At 65.8% G+C, this 17,182-nt stretch carries 14 protein-coding genes; 5 read left to right on the top strand and 9 right to left on the bottom strand.

Annotated elements, in window-relative coordinates:
- Positions 1–5: 5 nt before the first annotated feature.
- The 4 genes from L1080_RS29175 to L1080_RS29160 are packed head-to-tail and all read right to left on the bottom strand — an operon-like array spanning position 6 to position 6,511.
- Positions 6–767, bottom strand: a complete 762-nt coding sequence (locus L1080_RS29175; RefSeq protein WP_250767706.1) for an SDR family NAD(P)-dependent oxidoreductase — start codon at positions 765–767, stop codon at positions 6–8.
- Positions 767–1,213, bottom strand: coding sequence for a nuclear transport factor 2 family protein (locus tag L1080_RS29170; RefSeq protein WP_159923351.1), 447 nt, complete (start codon positions 1,211–1,213; stop codon positions 767–769). The genes L1080_RS29175 and L1080_RS29170 overlap by 1 nt, the downstream gene beginning before the upstream one ends.
- 59 nt (positions 1,214–1,272) lie before the next feature.
- Entirely contained in the window at positions 1,273–2,049 is a 777-nt protein-coding gene (locus tag L1080_RS29165; protein ID WP_250767703.1) for an RsiV family protein, read from the bottom strand.
- A 31-nt stretch (positions 2,050–2,080) separates the two neighbouring features.
- Positions 2,081–6,511 carry an amino acid adenylation domain-containing protein gene (locus L1080_RS29160; protein ID WP_250767700.1) on the bottom strand — a complete coding sequence of 1,477 codons (4,431 nt, stop codon included), beginning with the start codon at positions 6,509–6,511 and terminating at the stop codon, positions 2,081–2,083.
- Positions 6,512–6,622: 111 nt separating this feature from the next.
- Between L1080_RS29160 and L1080_RS29155 the strand changes: the two genes are divergently transcribed.
- The gene (locus L1080_RS29155; protein ID WP_159923345.1) at positions 6,623–7,606 is read left to right on the top strand and encodes an LLM class F420-dependent oxidoreductase; all 984 of its coding nucleotides are present in this window, start codon (positions 6,623–6,625) and stop codon (positions 7,604–7,606) included.
- Positions 7,607–7,703: 97 nt separating this feature from the next.
- Positions 7,704–8,708, top strand: coding sequence for an LLM class flavin-dependent oxidoreductase (locus tag L1080_RS29150; protein ID WP_159923343.1), 1,005 nt, complete (start codon positions 7,704–7,706; stop codon positions 8,706–8,708).
- A gap of 34 nt (positions 8,709–8,742) precedes the next feature.
- On the opposite strand, the gene L1080_RS29145 is transcribed toward L1080_RS29150, so the two are convergent.
- The 4 genes from L1080_RS29145 to L1080_RS29130 form a co-directional block, all read right to left on the bottom strand.
- Positions 8,743–9,852 carry an NDMA-dependent alcohol dehydrogenase gene (locus tag L1080_RS29145; RefSeq protein WP_159923341.1) on the bottom strand — a complete coding sequence of 370 codons (1,110 nt, stop codon included), beginning with the start codon at positions 9,850–9,852 and terminating at the stop codon, positions 8,743–8,745.
- Between the two features lie 23 nt (positions 9,853–9,875).
- Positions 9,876–11,384, bottom strand: coding sequence for an aldehyde dehydrogenase family protein (locus L1080_RS29140; protein WP_250767697.1), 1,509 nt, complete (start codon positions 11,382–11,384; stop codon positions 9,876–9,878).
- 114 nt (positions 11,385–11,498) lie between these two features.
- Positions 11,499–13,136 carry a sigma-54-dependent Fis family transcriptional regulator gene (locus tag L1080_RS29135; RefSeq protein WP_250767884.1) on the bottom strand — a complete coding sequence of 546 codons (1,638 nt, stop codon included), beginning with the start codon at positions 13,134–13,136 and terminating at the stop codon, positions 11,499–11,501.
- A gap of 165 nt (positions 13,137–13,301) precedes the next feature.
- The gene (locus tag L1080_RS29130) at positions 13,302–14,447 is read right to left on the bottom strand and encodes a lipase family protein (RefSeq protein WP_250767881.1); all 1,146 of its coding nucleotides are present in this window, start codon (positions 14,445–14,447) and stop codon (positions 13,302–13,304) included.
- 88 nt (positions 14,448–14,535) lie between these two features.
- Between L1080_RS29130 and L1080_RS29125 the strand changes: the two genes are divergently transcribed.
- Positions 14,536–14,889, top strand: coding sequence for a TraR/DksA family transcriptional regulator (locus tag L1080_RS29125; RefSeq protein ID WP_250767694.1), 354 nt, complete (start codon positions 14,536–14,538; stop codon positions 14,887–14,889).
- Between the two features lie 71 nt (positions 14,890–14,960).
- On the opposite strand, the gene L1080_RS29120 is transcribed toward L1080_RS29125, so the two are convergent.
- A complete protein-coding gene (locus L1080_RS29120) occupies positions 14,961–15,179 on the bottom strand; it encodes an ANTAR domain-containing protein (protein WP_250767691.1) in 219 nt (72 codons plus the stop codon).
- A 424-nt stretch (positions 15,180–15,603) separates the two neighbouring features.
- On the opposite strand from L1080_RS29120, the gene L1080_RS29115 reads away from it, so the two are divergent.
- Positions 15,604–15,822 carry a ferredoxin gene (locus L1080_RS29115; RefSeq protein WP_250767688.1) on the top strand — a complete coding sequence of 73 codons (219 nt, stop codon included), beginning with the start codon at positions 15,604–15,606 and terminating at the stop codon, positions 15,820–15,822.
- Positions 15,812–17,176, top strand: a complete 1,365-nt coding sequence (locus tag L1080_RS29110; RefSeq protein WP_308202110.1) for an NAD(P)/FAD-dependent oxidoreductase — start codon at positions 15,812–15,814, stop codon at positions 17,174–17,176. Before L1080_RS29115 ends, L1080_RS29110 begins: the two co-directional genes overlap by 11 nt.
- Positions 17,177–17,182: the final 6 nt, after the last annotated feature.

The raw sequence follows: 17,182 nt of genomic DNA, 5'->3' as shown, positions 1-17,182 counted from the left end.
GACGCTCAACTCCAGCGTGCCTGGCCGCCGTCGAGCGGGATGGTGGCACCGGTCAGGTAGCCGGCGTCGGGTCCGACGAGGAAGACGACGGCGCGTCCGATGTCCTGCTCGCAGTCCCCGATCCGGCCCAGCGGTATAGACCGGACGAACTCGGCCGCCTCCTCCGGATTGTTCTCCGTCCACCACTGCAGTCCGGGAGAGAGGGCATGCGGCGCAATGGCATTGACCCGGATTCCGTCGGCGCCCCACTCACTGGCGGCGGTGCGGGTGAGCGAGCGCATGGCCTCCTTCGTGGCCGCGTACAGCCCGTAACCGCTGGTGTCCCAGCGCACCGCCGAGGAACTCACGAGATTGACGATCGAGCCGCCGCCGCGTGCTTTCAAGTGGGGATGGCACAGCTGCATGAGGAACAGAGTCGCCACGGGACCCACCGCCATGGCCCGGTCCAGCAGCTTGGGAGTGACCTCCAGCAACGGGCCGAGCGCACTAGCGTTGGCATTGTTGATCAGGATGTCGATGCCGCCGAACACCTCGACCACACGTGCGACCATCGGCCCCAGTTGCTCCCGCTTGCTGATGTCACACACGAAAGACTCGGCGACACCACCGAAGTCGGCGATGGCAGCGCACGTTTCGACGAGTTTCGACTCCGTGCGCCCTACCACCGCGATCCGCGCGCCCTCCTTGGCCAGTGCACGCGCCATGCCGGCCCCGACGCCCTGCCCTGCTCCGGTGATCAGTGCCACCTTGCCGTCCAGCGCGCCCATCAGGGATGCGCCGTCAACCGGAAGCTGGGGATGTCGGCGAGAGACATCACCGCCTCGAAGGTCCGCTCGTAGCCGGTGTGCGCGATGCGCCACCGCCCGTCCGGCCCGCGAGCATAGCGGTCGGAATAGAAGGCAGCTCCGCGCAACGCCATGTCGTGTTCGGGGATCAGCACGAGGTCGGAGAGGTACCACCGGCCGGTAGCGGTGTCACCGTCGACGTCGATCTCCGGGTGGCCACAGTGATGCTCGGTGATGGTCTGCGGGCCGAGGCTGGTTCTCATGAACTCGACCACCGCGTCGCGTGAATCGAATGTCAGATGTTCGCCGTAACTCGCGGTCGCGTCGGGAAGCAGGGTGTCGGCGAATTCGTCCCAGTGCTTGGTGTCGAGGGCGCGCAGGTAGGCGTACTTGAGTCTGCTGATCGCGGCGACAGCTTCCAGGTCCATGATCACCCTCCGGGTACCAAAACTGATACCTGTTCTACCACGGATGGACGGCGCGCGGACTAACTCGACACCACGTCGGCCAGCTGCGGATCGACCACGTCACCGAGAACGTCCCAGGGGACGGTGACGATCACCAGCCCGACGGCGTGCGGCCCCACCTGATAGTCGTCGAAGTGAATTTCCATCCCGGCGGGGGTCGCGAGCCAGTTGGCGAAGTTCTTTTCGACGGGCTCGATGCCGGTGCGGTCGAACTCAGGGCCGGCAGCCGTGGCCGGCAGCAGGGTTGCGCAGTGCTCGGACAACCTCCGTAGACCGGCATCCAGATCTGGGAAGAGATCGGCGAGCGTGATCGGCGCGGCCGTGTCGGCGTTCACGACCACCGTCGCGACGATCGGGGTGGGATGCGCACCGGGTGGATCGGCGTTCCACGATGTCACCAGCAACCCGCTGATCACGTGCTCACCGATGTGCGCGACTTGGTGCTCCTGGCTGCTCAGTGTGAAGGCGTCGGTGCCCGAACCGTCGATCTGGTCCTGGAGTGCGGCCCGCATCGATTCGTTGAACTCGGCGGTGACCGCCGAGTTTCCGCCCTCGATCTGTGGGATGACGACGTCGTAGGTGACGTGGCCGGTGGAACCGTCGACCCGCAGCTCGGTCTCCGTGTACGGCAGGCTCGCGGGCGTCGTCGCCTCGGCGCCTGCCGTGTCCGAAGCCGGGGCTACCGTCGTTGTCGACGGCTCACTAACCGCCGTTCCTTCCTGGCCGGAGCAGGCGGCCAGCGCGAGGACGACCGCCGCGAGCGCTACTCCCCGACCAATTCTCCGGATTCCGCTCATGAGGTATCTCTATCACGCCGATTCCGTGAGGTCACCTACCAATCGGGTCGACGATGGTATGCAGCGTGTCGACGAAATCCTGTGCGGTGGAGGCGTCGTAGAGGTCGGCGGAATACACGAGTTCGGCGTCGATCCCGGTGGGCTTTCCGTCGGCGTCGTGTCGCTCGGTGAAGTGGAAGTGGAGATCGCACTTGGCGATGTCGAGTGGCCGCGGAGTCACCTCGAAGTCGAGCCCGGAGACGTCGAAGGCCGCCGGAGCGAAGTTGTTCAGCGACAGCGCCACTTGGAAGAGCGGGTGCAGCGACCCCGACCGAGGTGGGTCGAGTACCTCGACGAGCCGTTCGAATTGCACATCCGCATTCGCCAGCGCACGGAGCTCCACGTCGCGGGATCGATCGACGATGTCGGACAGTGTCATGCTCGGGTCGACCCGAGTTCGCAGAACCAGTGTGTTGACGAACATTCCCACCACGTCGTCGAGCACCGGATCCCCGCGGCCCGCGATCGGGGTCCCGATCGCGATGTCGGGATCGCCGCTGAGCCGGGCGAGCAGTACCGCCACGGCCGACCTGAGCGCCGTGAAGAGGCTGGCGTGGTGTTCGTGCGCGGTGGCGAGCAGCCCCCGATGCGCATGCTCGTCGAGGGTGAACGGAAGTCGCCCCGCTCGATAGGTCCACCGGTGCGGCCGGGGGCGGTCGGTGGGCAGCGCGAGTTCTCCGCGAAGGCCCGACAGTTCCTTCGTCCAGTGGCCGATCTGCTTCGACGCGACACTGCCGGGGTCGTTCTCGTCCCCGAGCATCGTTCGACGCCACATGGTGTAGTCCGCATAGTGCACGGCCGGAGGCTCCCACTGGGGTTCACCGCCCATCGCCCGGGAACGGTAGGAGTCGGCGAGGTCGCGCGCCAAGGGAGCCAGGGACCATCCGTCCGCGCAGATGTGATGGAGGACGCAGGACAAGAGGTGGTCGTGGTCGCCCAGACGGAAGAGCCGGGCGCGGAGCGGAGGGTCGCGGCGCACGTCGAATCCCGCCGTCAGCAGGTCCGATGTCTGGTCCTCCGCATCCGTGTCGTCGGCGGGCACCGGCGACAGGTCGGGCACGGCGTCGACCACGTCGAGCACGCGCTGGTACGGACCCGCCGGCGAGTCCGGATACACGGTTCTCAGCGAGCGATGCCGGTGGAGGACGTCTGCCATCGCCGACTGCAATGCTTCGGCATCGAACGGCCCACGCACTCGTACCGTGAAGGGGATGTTGTGGAGAGCGGGATCCACGAGCGTGCGGTCGATGAATTGTTGAGAGGGAGACAGCGGCACGAGCTCGGGCATCCCCTGGCCGCCTTGGAATCCTGCGACGCCCAATCTCGGTGCCCCCAGCGCCTGAGTTCGCGACGGGTGTTCACAAGCGTCCGTAATCGACAGTGCGAGTGCTGCGACCGTCGGTGCATCGAACAGTTCTCGCACACCCAGCGTTGTGCCCAGCTCGGCGTTGAGCGTCCCGACCACTCGGATGGCCGACAACGAGTCGCCGCTCAGGTCGAAGAAGGAATCGTCGGCGCCCACCGAATCCACCCCTAGTACTCGGGAGAAAACCCGGGCGACGCAGTGCTCGGCGAGTGTCTCCGGGTCGCGATGAGGCACCGAATCCGAGCCGAACTCCGGAACGGGTAGCGCCGACCGGTCGAGCTTTCCCGTCGGTGTCAACGGAATCGAATGCACGAGCATGAACGATTTCGGAATCATGTAGTCCGGCAGGAATCGCGCCGCGTGCGTTTTCAACGCTTCCCGATCGATCGGCGCGTTTCCCTCGACCATGACATAGGACACGAGGTTCGGATCGCCAACCGAGTTCCTGTGCACCATCGTCGTGGCATAGGTGACGCCCGGATAAGTGTTCAACGTGGCGTTGATTTCACCCAGCTCGACCCGGAACCCACGGATCTTGATCTGGTCGTCGGCCCTGTCGAGAAACTCGAGAGTCCCCGACACCGTCCAGCGCACCACATCGCCGGTGCGAAACATGCGGGATCCGCTGTCGCCGAACGGATCGGCGACGAATCGTGCGGCGGTCAGGTCGCACCGCCGATGGTATCCCCGGGCGAGGCCTGCCGTGGTGAGGTAGAGCTCACCGGCCGCACCCGGCGGCAGCGGACGCAGGCGATGATCGAGAACTACCGCGTCCACACCGCGCATGAGACCGCCGATCGTCACTCTTCCGTCCGGCGACATCGGCTCCGTCAGAGTGACACTGCATGTCGTCTCCGTCGGACCGTACGCGTTGCGCATCTCTCGGCCACCAGCCCAGCGTCGCACCAACTCCGGGGACAGCACTTCGCCTCCGACCAGCACCAACTCCAGCTCGTTTTTCGCGGCGGAGTCGATCGCCGCCAGGGCGGAGGGCGTCGTCAACAGGTGGGTGACGTGTTCCTCGCGCAGCAATCGCGACAGCTCGTCGCCGCCGAAGTGGCCGGGAGGGGTCACGACGAGCGTTGCGCCTCCGATACACGCCGCGAGCACTTCGACGAGCGCGGTGTCGAAACTCGGTGAGGCGAAATGCAGAACACGAGAACGAGTGGACACCGCATACTTGTCCCGAATCTCCTGCGCCAGATTGGCGAGACCGCGGTGCGTGACGACGACGCCCTTCGGCGCCCCGGTCGACCCGGATGTGTAGATCAGATAGGCGGGGTGGTCCAGACGCAGGGGACTCACTCGTTCCACATTGCTCGTCGTCCCGGACAATGTTCTCGGACAATACTCTTCGGGGTTATCGATATCGATAGTCAGCCAATCAACCGTGTCGGGTAGACGATCGAGCTCCGAACGAACGGTCAACCCGAGCGTCGCGCCGCAGTCGGCCAGGCAATAGGCGACACGGGCGCTCGGATGTGCCGGGTCGATCGGAACATAGGCCGCGCCGGCCTTCGCGACCGCCCACAACGCCAGCACCGATTCGAGGGACCGGGGGACGGAGACTGCGACGAAGCTCTCGGGACCGATACCCCTGCCGATCAGCTCCCGAGCGAGCCGGTCGGCGACGCGGTCCAGGTCACCGTAGGACAGCTCACGCCCCCGGTCGCGTATCGCGACAGCCTCGGGATCATCGGCGACGGACCCCGCGAGGAGACGGTCCAGTGTCATCGGGACGACATCCGGAAGCCCCTGCGCGGGGGCTAATTTCTCGTGTTCACCGGCAAGGAAGACGTCGAGATCGGAGATCAGGCATTCCGACTCGATCGAGGCGGTGAACCGGTCGAGGAAGGCGAGGAATCGGTTGTGGTGCCCGGCCAGTTCCGCCTGACCGTACAGGGACGAGTTCCCCTCGAAGTCGATTCGGGCGGCACGCTCCGACGATCCCGGATAGATGTTGACGGCGAGGTCGGCGACCGGACCGGTGGTGAGGACCCGAACCGTTGCCTGCACGGCGCCCAGCGTGATCTTCTTGAACATCATGAGGTTGATCACCGGGCCGAAATGCATGAGTTCCACTCCGCCCGAGGCGAGGTCGCGGCCGATGTCCTCGCGGCGGTAGCGCTGGTGGCGCAGGGCCGCCGTCACTGCAGCCTCGGTCATTGCCACCGCATTCCGAACCGTGCCCGAGCCGATACCCCTGAGTCGCAACGGAATGACGTTGGAGACGCATCCTCCTGAAGTCCGCAGACGGGCCGTCGTTCTCGCCGATACCGGCAGGGAGAGCACCACGTCGTCGTTGCCGGTCATCCTGGCGAGGTACGAGGCGAAGGCGGCGACCGTCACCGCCGTGGAATTGCGCGAACTCACGCTTCGAGCCGCGTGTCCGGTCGCAGTCCGGGCGGTCGGGCAGGAACGCGCGGCGCGTCCGCTCAATCCGACGACCGTAGGGAGATCGCTGCCCTGCTCCCGCCAGTAGTCGCGGTCCCGGACGAACCGGGTGGAGGTGCGGTAGGCGGCGTCCTCCTGGATGACGCGATCCGGTCCCACGGCGCGGCAGTCCGGCGGTTCCCTGCCCGCGACAGCGGCGACGTACAGCTCGGCGGTGCGGCTCATCAGCATCATCGCGGCGTACCCGTCCGACGCGATGTGGTGCGCTCGCGAGTACCAGTAGTAGTGCTCGTCTCCCAGTTGCAGAATATGTGACGCGAGGAGCGACCCGTCGTACATGTCCGTGCGCGCGCTTCGGTCGTGGTGCATCCACCGGTGGGCCGCTTCGACGGGGTCGTTCTCGTCACTCAAGTCGGTAGTGGGCACCCGATCGACCACAGTCGGGTCGACCACCTGATGTGGCTGCCCGTCGACATCCAGGAGACGGATTGCTCCCCAACCGAATTCGAGATGCGCGCGACGGGTGCAGTCACCGAGAACAGCCAGGTCGACAGGCCCGTGCAGCTCGGCGTAGTGGGCGATGACGTACGGGATCTCCGGCGTGAGCTGCTGCGCGAACCAGATGGACCGCTGCGCGGCGGTCAAGGGCAGGGCGGTGGTCATTGCCACAAGTGTGCGCGCCTGCCGCACCCCTCACCAGTCACCCCAGGGTGCACAAGTACCACCTCGAAATAAAAGGGGTGCCTTCGCCGCGATCCGGGTAGCGTCGAGCGCGTGACTATTCGCCTTGGTTACCAAATGCCGAACTTCAGTTACTCCGACTCCGTCGCGGATCTCTTCCCGACGGTCATCGCGCAGGCGCGCGAGGCCGAGTCAGCCGGCTTCGACACCGCGTTCGTGATGGACCACTTCTACCAGTTGCCCGGGATAGGCAAGCCCGACGAGCCGATGCTCGAGGCCTACACCGCCCTCGGCGCTCTCGCCACGGCCACCGAGACCATTCAGTTGTCCGCGCTCGTCACCGGCAACACGTACCGCAACCCACCCATGCTCGCGAAGACGGTGTCCACACTGGACGTCGTCAGCGGCGGCCGCGCCGTCCTCGGTATCGGGGCCGGCTGGTTCGAACTCGAACACCGCCAGTTCGGGTACGAATTCGGAACGTTCACCGACCGCTTCGAGCGCCTCGACGAGGCACTGCAGATCATTGCGCCGATGCTGCAGGGAGAGCGTCCCACCTTCGACGGCAAGTGGTACCACGTCGAAGACGCCATCAACGAACCCCGGATCCGCAACGACCTGCCGATCCTCCTCGGCGGTTCCGGCGAGAAGAAAACGTTCCGGCTGGCCGCCCAGTACGCACACCACCTGAACATCATCTGCAACGCGGCGGAGATCCCGCGGAAGCTCGAGGCCCTGGACGCACGCTGCGAGGAGGTCGGGCGCGACCGTTCCACCCTCGAGACCAGCTACCTGGCTTTCGTCATCATCGACGAGAGCGGTGACCGCGCCCGACAGCTCCAGCACGAATTCCTGCTCACGCAGGGCGTCGACCTCTCCACCGCCTCCGACGAAGAGCGAGCCGCGGCCACCCAGCGGCAGTTCTGCGGATCACCGGACGAGGTGGCCGAGCAGATCCAGACCCGCGTTCTCGACAAGGGCATCGACGGCATCGTCCTCAACCTCGTGGTGAACGGGCACGAGCCCGGCATCGTGGAGCTGACCGGCCGCACACTCCGCCCTCTGGTCGGCGGCTGACCCAGGAATACGCGCACTGCCTCCGCGGTTGGACTTCGGAGGTAGTGCGCGAGGCTAACGTCTCGCGCCTGTTCGGTGACGAAAGGTGACGAAGTCCGTGAGTGCTGCGCTGTCGATTCTGGATCTGGCCCATATCCGCGAGGGCGACTCGGCGCGGAACAGCTTCGAGGCGAGCGTGGCGCTGGCCCAGCTCGCGGAGACGCGCGGCTACCGCCGCATCTGGTACGCCGAACACCACAACATGGCATCGATCGGGTCATCCGCGACGAGCGTGCTCATCGCCCACGTCGCCGCACACACCAGCACCATTCGTTTGGGTGCGGGCGGCATCATGCTGCCCAACCACGCCCCGCTGACCATCGCCGAACAGTTCGGCACCCTCGAGACCCTGCACCCCGGTCGCATCGACCTCGGACTCGGACGCGCCCCCGGTAGCGATCAGAAGACGATGTACGCGCTGCGCCGCGACCCGGCGTCGGCCGACCGATTCCCGCAGGACGTTCTCGAGCTCCAGGCCTACCTGGCAGGCAAGTCCCGGGTTCCCGGGGTCGACGCGATCCCGGGCAAGGGCACCAACGTCCCCCTCTACATTCTCGGTTCCTCGCTGTTCGGTGCTCAGCTCGCCGCCAAGCTCGGACTCCCCTACGCCAACGCGTCCCACTTCTCCCCCGACTCCCTGGTCGACGCCGTGACTCTGTACCGGGAGCGCTTCGAGCCGTCCGAACAGCTGGCGGAGCCGTACGTCATCGCCGGCGTCAATGCCATCGCCGCAGACACCAGCGAGGAGGCCCATCGGCAGTTCGAGTCCTCACTGCGGCGTCGTGTGGTGCAGATGGTCGGCCGCGGGCAGAAGTTCACGCCCGAGGAAGTCGACCTGATCATGACCTCACCCGCAGGTCAGCAGATCACCCAGATGGTGCGCTACTCCGCCGTCGGAACGCCGACCGAGGTCAAGGCGTACCTCGACGAGTTCGCCGAGCACGCACAGGCCGACGAGCTGATCGTCGCCTCGATGGCCGAGGACACCGAGTCCTGGCTGAAGTCGTATGACCTCCTCGCCGACGTGTGGCGCTCCGCGCCCGTGCGCCTTTCTGGTAGCTAGCACAACCAGAAAGGCGCACGAGCGGCGAAGCCGCCTACTGGTGCACGATCACGCCGCGGATGTTCTTGCCGTCCCGCAGGTCCTGGTACCCCTCGTTGACCTGCTCGAGGGTGTACTTGGTGGTGATCAGCTCGTCGAGCTTCAGCTGTCCGGCGTCGTAGAGGCGCAGCAGCCGGACGATGTCGTACTGCGGGTTCGCGGAGCCGAAAAGGGTTCCCTTGATCGTTTTCTGGTTCAGCGTCAGGTCGGTGCCGGACACGTGCACCGTCAACTTGGTGGGATCCGCGAGACCGGTGATGACGACGGTGCCGCCCTTGCCGATGACGGCGGTCGCGTTCTGCACTACCTCTTCGTCGACGGTTCCGACAAGAATCAGTGCCTGATCCGCGCCCTGCCCCCACGTCAACTCGTTCACCTTTGCGGCGGCCTCAGCGGCATCGGCGAATGCATGTGTGGCGCCGAACTTCAGCGCCGTCTCACGCTTGAAGGGCACCGGGTCGACGACCACGACGTATTTGGCTCCCGCACTGACCGCTCCCTGCACGGCGTTGATGCCGAGCCCGCCGATGCCGTAGATGACGACGGTGTCGCCCGCCCGGACGCCACCCGCGTACACCGCAGTTCCCCAGCCCGACGGGACGCCGCAGCCCACGAGGACCGCAGTCTCGAGCGGCAGCCACTCGTCGATCTTCACCACCGAGTGCTGCGAGATGGTGGCACGCTCCGCGAAGGTGCCGAGCATGCACATGGCACCGAAATCGTCTTTGCCAGAATGGAATCGGAACGATCCGTCCGGCATCGACCCTTCGAGGATGGTCGCGCCCATGTCGCAGAGGCTCTGACGCCCGGTGGCGCAGTAGCGACACGTTCCGCAGTTCGGGATGAAGCTGCAGACGACGTGGTCGCCGGGCTTGACCTTCGTGACCCCGGGCCCGACTTCTTCGATGATGCCGGAACCTTCGTGCCCACCGACGATCGGGTAGCGCGGCGGCAGGTCACCGTCGGTCAGGTGCAGGTCCGAATGGCACAGACCGGCGGCGGTGTACTTGATGAGAACCTCGCCCGGCCCCGGACCGTCCAGCTCGAGTTCCATGATCTCGAAGGGCTTGCCCGGTCCGAGTAGGACGGCTGCTTTTGTCTTCATGTCTTCTCCTCGACGAGTGACGGTCAGAGTGCGATGTTGACGGCTTTGGTCTGGGTGTAGAGGTCGATGGCGGTGGCACCGAGCTCACGACCCCAGCCCGACTGCTTGTACCCGCCGAACGGCATTGCCGTGTCGAAACCGTTGTACTGGTTGATCCATACCGAACCGGCCTTGAGCTGACGGGCCGTGAGGTGCGCCTTGGACAGGTCCTTGGTCCAGATTCCGGCGGCGAGGCCATAGATGCTGCTGTTGGCGGCCTTGGCCACACCTTCCTGCGCGTTGAACGGCAAAGCGGCTACGACCGGGCCGAAAATCTCTTCCTCGACGATGCTGAATTCGGGTTTCACGTCGACGAATACGGTCGGTTCGACGTAGAACCCGCTCTCGCCCCAGCGCTTTCCGCCGGTGAGGGCGCGTGCGCCGTCGGCGAGTCCCGCAGCCAGGTAACCGGTCACCTTGTCGAACTGTTCCTGCGACACCAGCGGTCCGAGCTGAGTGGTGGGATCGAGACCGGGGCCGATCTTGACCTGCGACGCCGCCTCGGCCACCGCAGCGGTGAAGTCGTCGAAGATGCTGTCCTCGACGAACATCCGGGTTCCTGCGACGCAGCACTGGCCGTGGTTGAACAGCCAGGCGTTGAGTGAACCGGTCACTGCGGCGTCGAAGTCGGCGTCCGCGAACACGACGTTGGCGCTCTTGCCCCCGAGTTCGAGGGACACCTTCTTGAGGTTGCCCTTGGCGGCGTCGACGATCTTCTTGCCCACCTCCGTGGAACCGGTGAACGCGATCTTGTCGACGTCGTCGTGGGCGGATAATGCCGCGCCGGCGTCGCCGTACCCGGTGACGATGTTGACCACACCGGGCGGGAAGCCTGCCTCCTCGAACACTTCACCGAGCAGCAGGGCGGTCAGTGGTGTCTGCTCGGCGGGTTTGAGGATTACCGTGTTGCCGGCCGCCAGTGCGGGCGCCAGCTTGAAAGCGGCCATCAGCAGCGGGAAGTTCCAGGGCACGATGAGGCCGCAGACACCGACGGGCTCACGCAAGGTGTAGGCGTGGAACTGCCCGCCCGGGACGAAAGGCATGCTCACGTTGACCGTGCTGCCCTCGATCTTGGTGGCCCAGCCGGCGAAGTACCGGAAGACGTCCGCGGACCAGGCGACGTCGACGGCGGAAGCGATGCCCGCCGACTTGCCGTTGTCGAGCGACTCGAGTTGGCCGAACTCGTCGGCGCGTTCGGAGAGGATGTCACCGACCCGCCAGATGAGACGTTCCCGCTCGTTCGGCTTCAGGGTCGGCCAGGGGCCTTCGTCGAATGCCCTGCGGGCGGCGCGAACTGCGCGATCGATGTCCTCGGCTCCGCCGCGGGCTACCGTGGTCAGGACCTGACCATCCGCCGGGTCGATGGTCTCGAACGTCTCACCGGTCGCCGATTCCACCCACTGCCCGCCGACGAGGAATTTCTTGGTACCGGACAGGAAGTTCCGTACTGCCGGCAAGAGTTCTGCCTGGCTCGGCTCGATCGTCGCTGTCATCAAAACCTCCGAAGTCGTGAATGTGACGTAGCCCATAGTGCACGGATGGCAATGTCACTAACTGTCCTGACTCCGGACACTTCGCCGTTCGACGACGGTATTCGCGAAGCGCTGTCAGACAGTGATATCCAGCGCGCGCATACGGGTGTACAGCGTGCTGCGGCTGATACCGAGCGCGTTCGCGGCGTGCACTTTGTTGCCCCCGCATTCCTGCAGCGCATCGATGATGGCCTGCCGCTCCGCGCGCTCACGTCCGGCGAGGCGGGTCACTCGCGGCGGCGTCCGATACGACTCCGGTAGATCGGAGACAGTGATGTTCGCGCTGGTGCGTCGCCGCGCCGCAGTCCGCAGGACGACGGACAGCTCGGCGAGATTCCCGGGCCACTCGCGGGCCACGAGCGCTTCGATCGTGCTTGCCGTGAGGCGCAATCCGGGTTCCAGCGAGTCGAGAATCGCCTGCGCGATATCCGCGAACTCGCGGCTGCGTTGCCGCAACGGCGGGAGCACCACCTGTCCGGAACACCGACCGATCAACCCGGCAACGCTCGGTGGGACACTGTCCAGGGGTGTACTCGTCAGGACGATGCGCGGCCCTGCTTCCGAATCGAGCATCTTCGCGAGAAGCGGTTGCATCGACTCGGGCAGGAGCTGCACCTCTTCGATCCCGAGAACGTCCACCGAACCGGATGCCAGCGTGACGAGCCTGTCGAGCCATCGCTGCGTGCCGTCGAGCGCGATGCCGGCAGCGTCCATACATACGAGCGACTTGTCACCGGCGAGGTCGCGAATCGCGGTGGTTCTGCCGGTGCCCGGCTCACCACTGATGACCACCGGTTCCCTGGTGTCCCGCAGCCGTGCGAGTTCAGACCTGCTGCGCTGCAGCACCGAACTGGACGCCAATCTCCCGCGACGAATCGGCGTGCTGGTCCGATGCTCCGGGCGGACGACGAACACCGCCCCGCCCTCCGTGCCCTCGACGTAGTCGGCCTGCACCAGTGCTGCTTCGCCGGACGACAGTCGAATACGAGCCGTCTTCGACTGATCGGGACGCAGATCTGCGACCATGCTCCGGAGCGTCGCATGGTCGGCCACCTGGAGAAGGTCCAGCGCGACCCGATTACTGAGATGGATGTCCTCGCCGATCGCGGTGACCGCGAGCTGATTCTGGGGCGAGATGCGCTGGAACGCGTCGACCAGGCGCTGTTGTGACACCCGAGACCCCTCGAGCAGGCGTCGTTCGATGTCACTCGCCGCGCGCGCGAGGAACGGGGCGAAGAGCGGGTTCGCCCGGGCGGCGACCCCCGTCATGTCGAGGATGCCTTCCACCCGGCGAGTCGCTGGATGGACGATGGGGTGGCCGTAACAACTGAAGTCCTTGAACCGTTCGAGGTAGTGCTCGTCGCGGTGAATGACGACGCCACGGCGGATCTCGAGCGGCGTGCCCAGCGCTGTCGTGCCGACACAGTCCTCACCGAATCGTGTGCCCAGCACAGCGCCGGCGGCGTCGATCATCCGTTCGACCTTGGCCCCGTCGAAGAGCCTGGCCACTATGCGGCAGTCGCGGTCAGCGAGGAGAACGCAAAAGCCGGTGCCCTGGATCTGGGAATCCATTTCGGCGAGGATGGGCCGCGCGGCCTGTAGTAACCGGCTGGATCCGTCGAGGTCGCTGCAGGGGTCGGCGTCCGGTGTCGAACTCGGTTCGAGGCCGCTGAGCGCCGACCGCTTCCACGACAATGCGATTTCGGGCCGCATTGCCGCAGACCCGGTCGAGCCGCCGAATTCCACCCTCGCCTCCTTGGCCTCTCCGGGGCCGTGCACACGACGCGCGACCCCTCCTGAACGTACTGACAGTCTGTGACCCACGCCATAGTGCCGTGCGTCCGGGGCAGCAAGTGTCCGAGATCTGCACACATGCCGCTACCCGGCGAAGAGTTCCCTCACGAACGGGATGGTGTCCGCCTGCGACTCGATCAACGTGCCGCTGTGATCGGTGGGATAGGTCTTGAACGTCACCGGCTCACCGTTCGCGGTGAGTGCCGCCACCAGGGAGAACGCTGAAGGAGCAGGAACGTCGATGTCGGTGAGTCCTTGCCCGATGAACAGCGGGCGGTCGTAACCACTCGTGGGCACACCCATGTAGTCCACCAACAACGGGTAGAAGTTCGGGATCTCGTTCAGCGGCTTGCTGAAGAGGTCACCGACGATCACCCCCTCCGCGGCCTCGTGCATCTCGTGGACGCACAACTGCTCGGCGGCGTCGACATACTGCGCACCGAGTGGGGTGAGGTAAGCGTCGAGGCCGATCTCGGGATGAGCAGAGCGCAGGCCGGCCAGGATGTAGAACAGATACGACGTGAGCCCTGCCGGAATGGCGGTCGGGGGAACTCCGGGACCGAGCGGCAGCAATGCCAACTCGATGTTCGCGGGAACGCCGGTACCGACGGCGCCGCGGTAGTCGAGCGACTTCCCGCCGTACTCCGTCGCATAGCGCCCGGTGATGACAGCGGCGCCGCCGCCCTGAGACTGGCCGACCACCACCCACTTGTTCGACAGCGATTCGTCGACGGCGCGCGCAGCCTTCACGGAGTCGACGACACTGTGCGCCTCTACCTTGCCGTCGAGATAGGGCATCACTCCCGGCGTGCCCAGCCCGACATAGTCGGTGGAGACGATGGCATATCCCTGCTCGAGCCAGCGCCCGAGATACGGATAATCCCGCTCGGGCAGGCCCGGCCCGACGAGAGAGGGAGCGCAGTGATCGGCCAGACCCGAAGTGCCGTGCGCCCACGCGACCACCGGCCAGCCACCGTCGGGCGCCTCGCCGGGGGGCACGTACATCGCCCCGGTGCTGAGTGCAGGATCGCCGTCCGGGCCGATCGACCAGTAGGTGATGCGCTGCGCGTCGGCGGCACCGGGAATCCATAGAGCGGATGGGAGCGGAAACACTTCCACGACATCACCGGGTGCCCCGGCGGCATCGTCTGCGAACGCGGAAGGGGCGGCGAGGCACGTGCCGACCAGCGTCAGGGAGGCTACGGTCACACTCGCGGCCGCCCGTGACATACGTATGAGGGGTCTCTTCACCGACTCACCGTAGAAGGGGTTATACCGTCGACACCAGCACTTCCATCGACCATCGGAGGACGACGCCGTGACGCTCGACTCGTCTGCTCCCGACTACCGCGCCCGGATTTTGGCCGAACAGGCCGATGCGGAGCGCCGGCTCGCGTCGCTGAGCAGGCGCTTCACCGCCATCGTCGAAGGATCGGAATTCACCACGGACGACGACGAGCACGATCCGGAAGGGTCGACCATCGCGTTCGAACGGGCCCAGGTCTCGGCCCTGCTCGCCGACGCACGCCGGGACGTGGAGGAGCTGACGGCCGCGCTGGCGCGACTCGATGCCGGAACCTACGGCACGTGCATCCGGTGTGGGAGGTCGATCGCCGACGTCCGGCTCGACGCACTTCCCGCCGTCCGCACCTGCATCGAGTGCTCGGGCTGACGCGCGTGCCGTAGTCCCGTTCAGCGCTTGATCGAAATCAGTGGAGGATCGAGGTCAGTGGAGGATCGAGGTCAGTGGAGGATCGAGGCCCACGCCCGGCCTGCCACCTCGCGTGCTCGGCGATGACCGTCGGGCGGATCTACGCCCTCCGCAAGATCCCCAAGTGCTTCCGCCAGGTCTCCGATATCCACCTGATGTCGCATCGAGGTGTCGAGCAGTTCGTCGAATGCTTGGTCCGGGCTGTACGAGTCCCCTCGCGCGTCGGTCAGGATGTCTATCGCTGCATCCAACGCGGAAAGGTGGCGCGTTTCGCGGGTGTCGCGGTGAGCTTCAATTGTCAATCTTTCGCCCCTGAGTTGTCGCTGCTCGGCGTTTTCCGATCATGTGTGGGCACATCACATCACGATCGGTGCCGATTCGTCGCCCATTTCCCCGCAACAGCCAAAGTTGTTTCCGGACAGTGACATCCGTCCGCTCTGAAACTACTTGTAACCGCCGTTCTTACCGCGGGGTTCTACTCGGCGGTATTCCCCGCACGCGTGCGGGAGGATGGGTACGGCAGTTCTGAACAACTCCAGAACAGCGGATCCGAACCGTACAGACCGTCCGCTCCGGGATACTGACAACCGGCGGCTTTTTCGCCGGTTTCGAACGGGCGGCCGTGCGCCGCGCTGTCCCTGTGGACGCCTCGGCAACGGAACTGTTCAGGATCGGGTGATGGACGTGAAACTCGTCGTCGACCTCAATCGGTGTCAGGGATACGCACAGTGCGTATTTCTCGCACCGCGTGTCTTCACACTGCACGGCGAGGAGTCCCTTCTCTACGACGCCGGACCGGACGACGGCGAACGCGAGCGGGTCGCGCTGGCCGCGGCCGCCTGCCCGGTGCAGGCCATCACCACCGACATTCGGCCGCAGTCGCATGGGCAGTGACATGCGGGTCGTTATCGTCGGTGCATCGCTCGCCGGCTTGCGCGCAGCGGACGAGTTACGGCGACTGGGGTTCGACGGCCCACTGACCATGATCGGTGACGAACCCTACGAACCGTACGATCGGCCGCCATTGTCGAAAGCGGTGTTGCTCGGGATCATGCCGCCCGAACATGCGACGCTGCCCGCTCGAACCGACCTCGACGCGAAGTGGCGACTCGGTGTCCCGGCAATCGCGCTGGACATCGAGGACAACCGGGTCGTACTCGGCGACGGCGACACCGTCCCCTTCGACAAGGTTCTGCTCACGACCGGAGTGCGGGCACGCCCGTGGCCGAAACCGGAGGAAAGCGACCTCGACGGTGTCTTCACGGTTCGTACCCTGGACGACTCGCGGCGCCTCGACGAACGGCTGTCTGCGGGTCCCGGTCATGTGCTGGTCATCGGCGCCGGATTCACCGGTTCGGAGATTGCATCGGTGTGCCGCGAGCGCGGGTTGTCGGTCACGGTCACCGAACGTGGACCGGCACCCCTGGTGGGCGCCCTCGGCGGGGTTGTCGCGGCGGTCGCGGCTGACATGCAGCGCGACCACGGTGTCGACCTACGCTGCGGCATCACCGTTGCGCGATTGGAAGGTGACGGGCAGGGCCGACTGCGCCGGGCACACCTGTCGGACGGAACAGCCCTCGACGTCGATGTGGCCGTCGTCGCTCAGGGCAGCATCCGGAACACCGAATGGTTGGCCGGGTCCGGTCTCGCCGCGGGACCACGGGGAGTGGCTTGCGACGCCGGCTGCCGCGCGTTCGACCTCAACGGGCTCGTCACCGACAATGTTTTCGTGGCCGGTGACATTGCCCGGCAACCACATCCGCTCTACGACTACCAACTGATCGCGCTCGAGCATTGGGGCAACGCCATCGGGCAAGCGGAAGTGGCTGCCCACAACATGATCCACGAGGGGTTGCACCGCCGCCCTCATCTCGACATTCCTGCATTCTGGTCCAGTCAGTTCGGGGTCAACATCAAATCGGTTGGTATCCCCACCTATTCCGATCAGGTGGTCGTCACCCAGGGTTCGGTTGAGGAACGTCGATTCGTAGCAGCCTACGGTTTCCGTGGACGCCTCACCGCGGCAGTCGCGTTCAACCACGGCAGGTGGCTGGACTTCTACCGTGACCTTATCGAATCGGCGGCTGCCTTTCCGCCCGACTTCGCCGTGATGGACCGGACCGATCCCTGGGAGGTGCGGTCGTCGGAGCTGCCCGACCCCGCCATTCTGAGCCACGGCCCGACCGTGTCTGTGACCGGACACCTGCCCACCGAGCGCCACGTCGAGTTCGTCTCGGCACCGAAGTAACCGAAG

Source organism: Rhodococcus sp. MSC1_016 (assembly GCF_023667485.2).
GTDB lineage: Bacteria > Actinomycetota > Actinomycetes > Mycobacteriales > Mycobacteriaceae > Rhodococcus_F > Rhodococcus_F oxybenzonivorans.
This window is presented reverse-complemented; position numbering and strand designations above follow the sequence as displayed.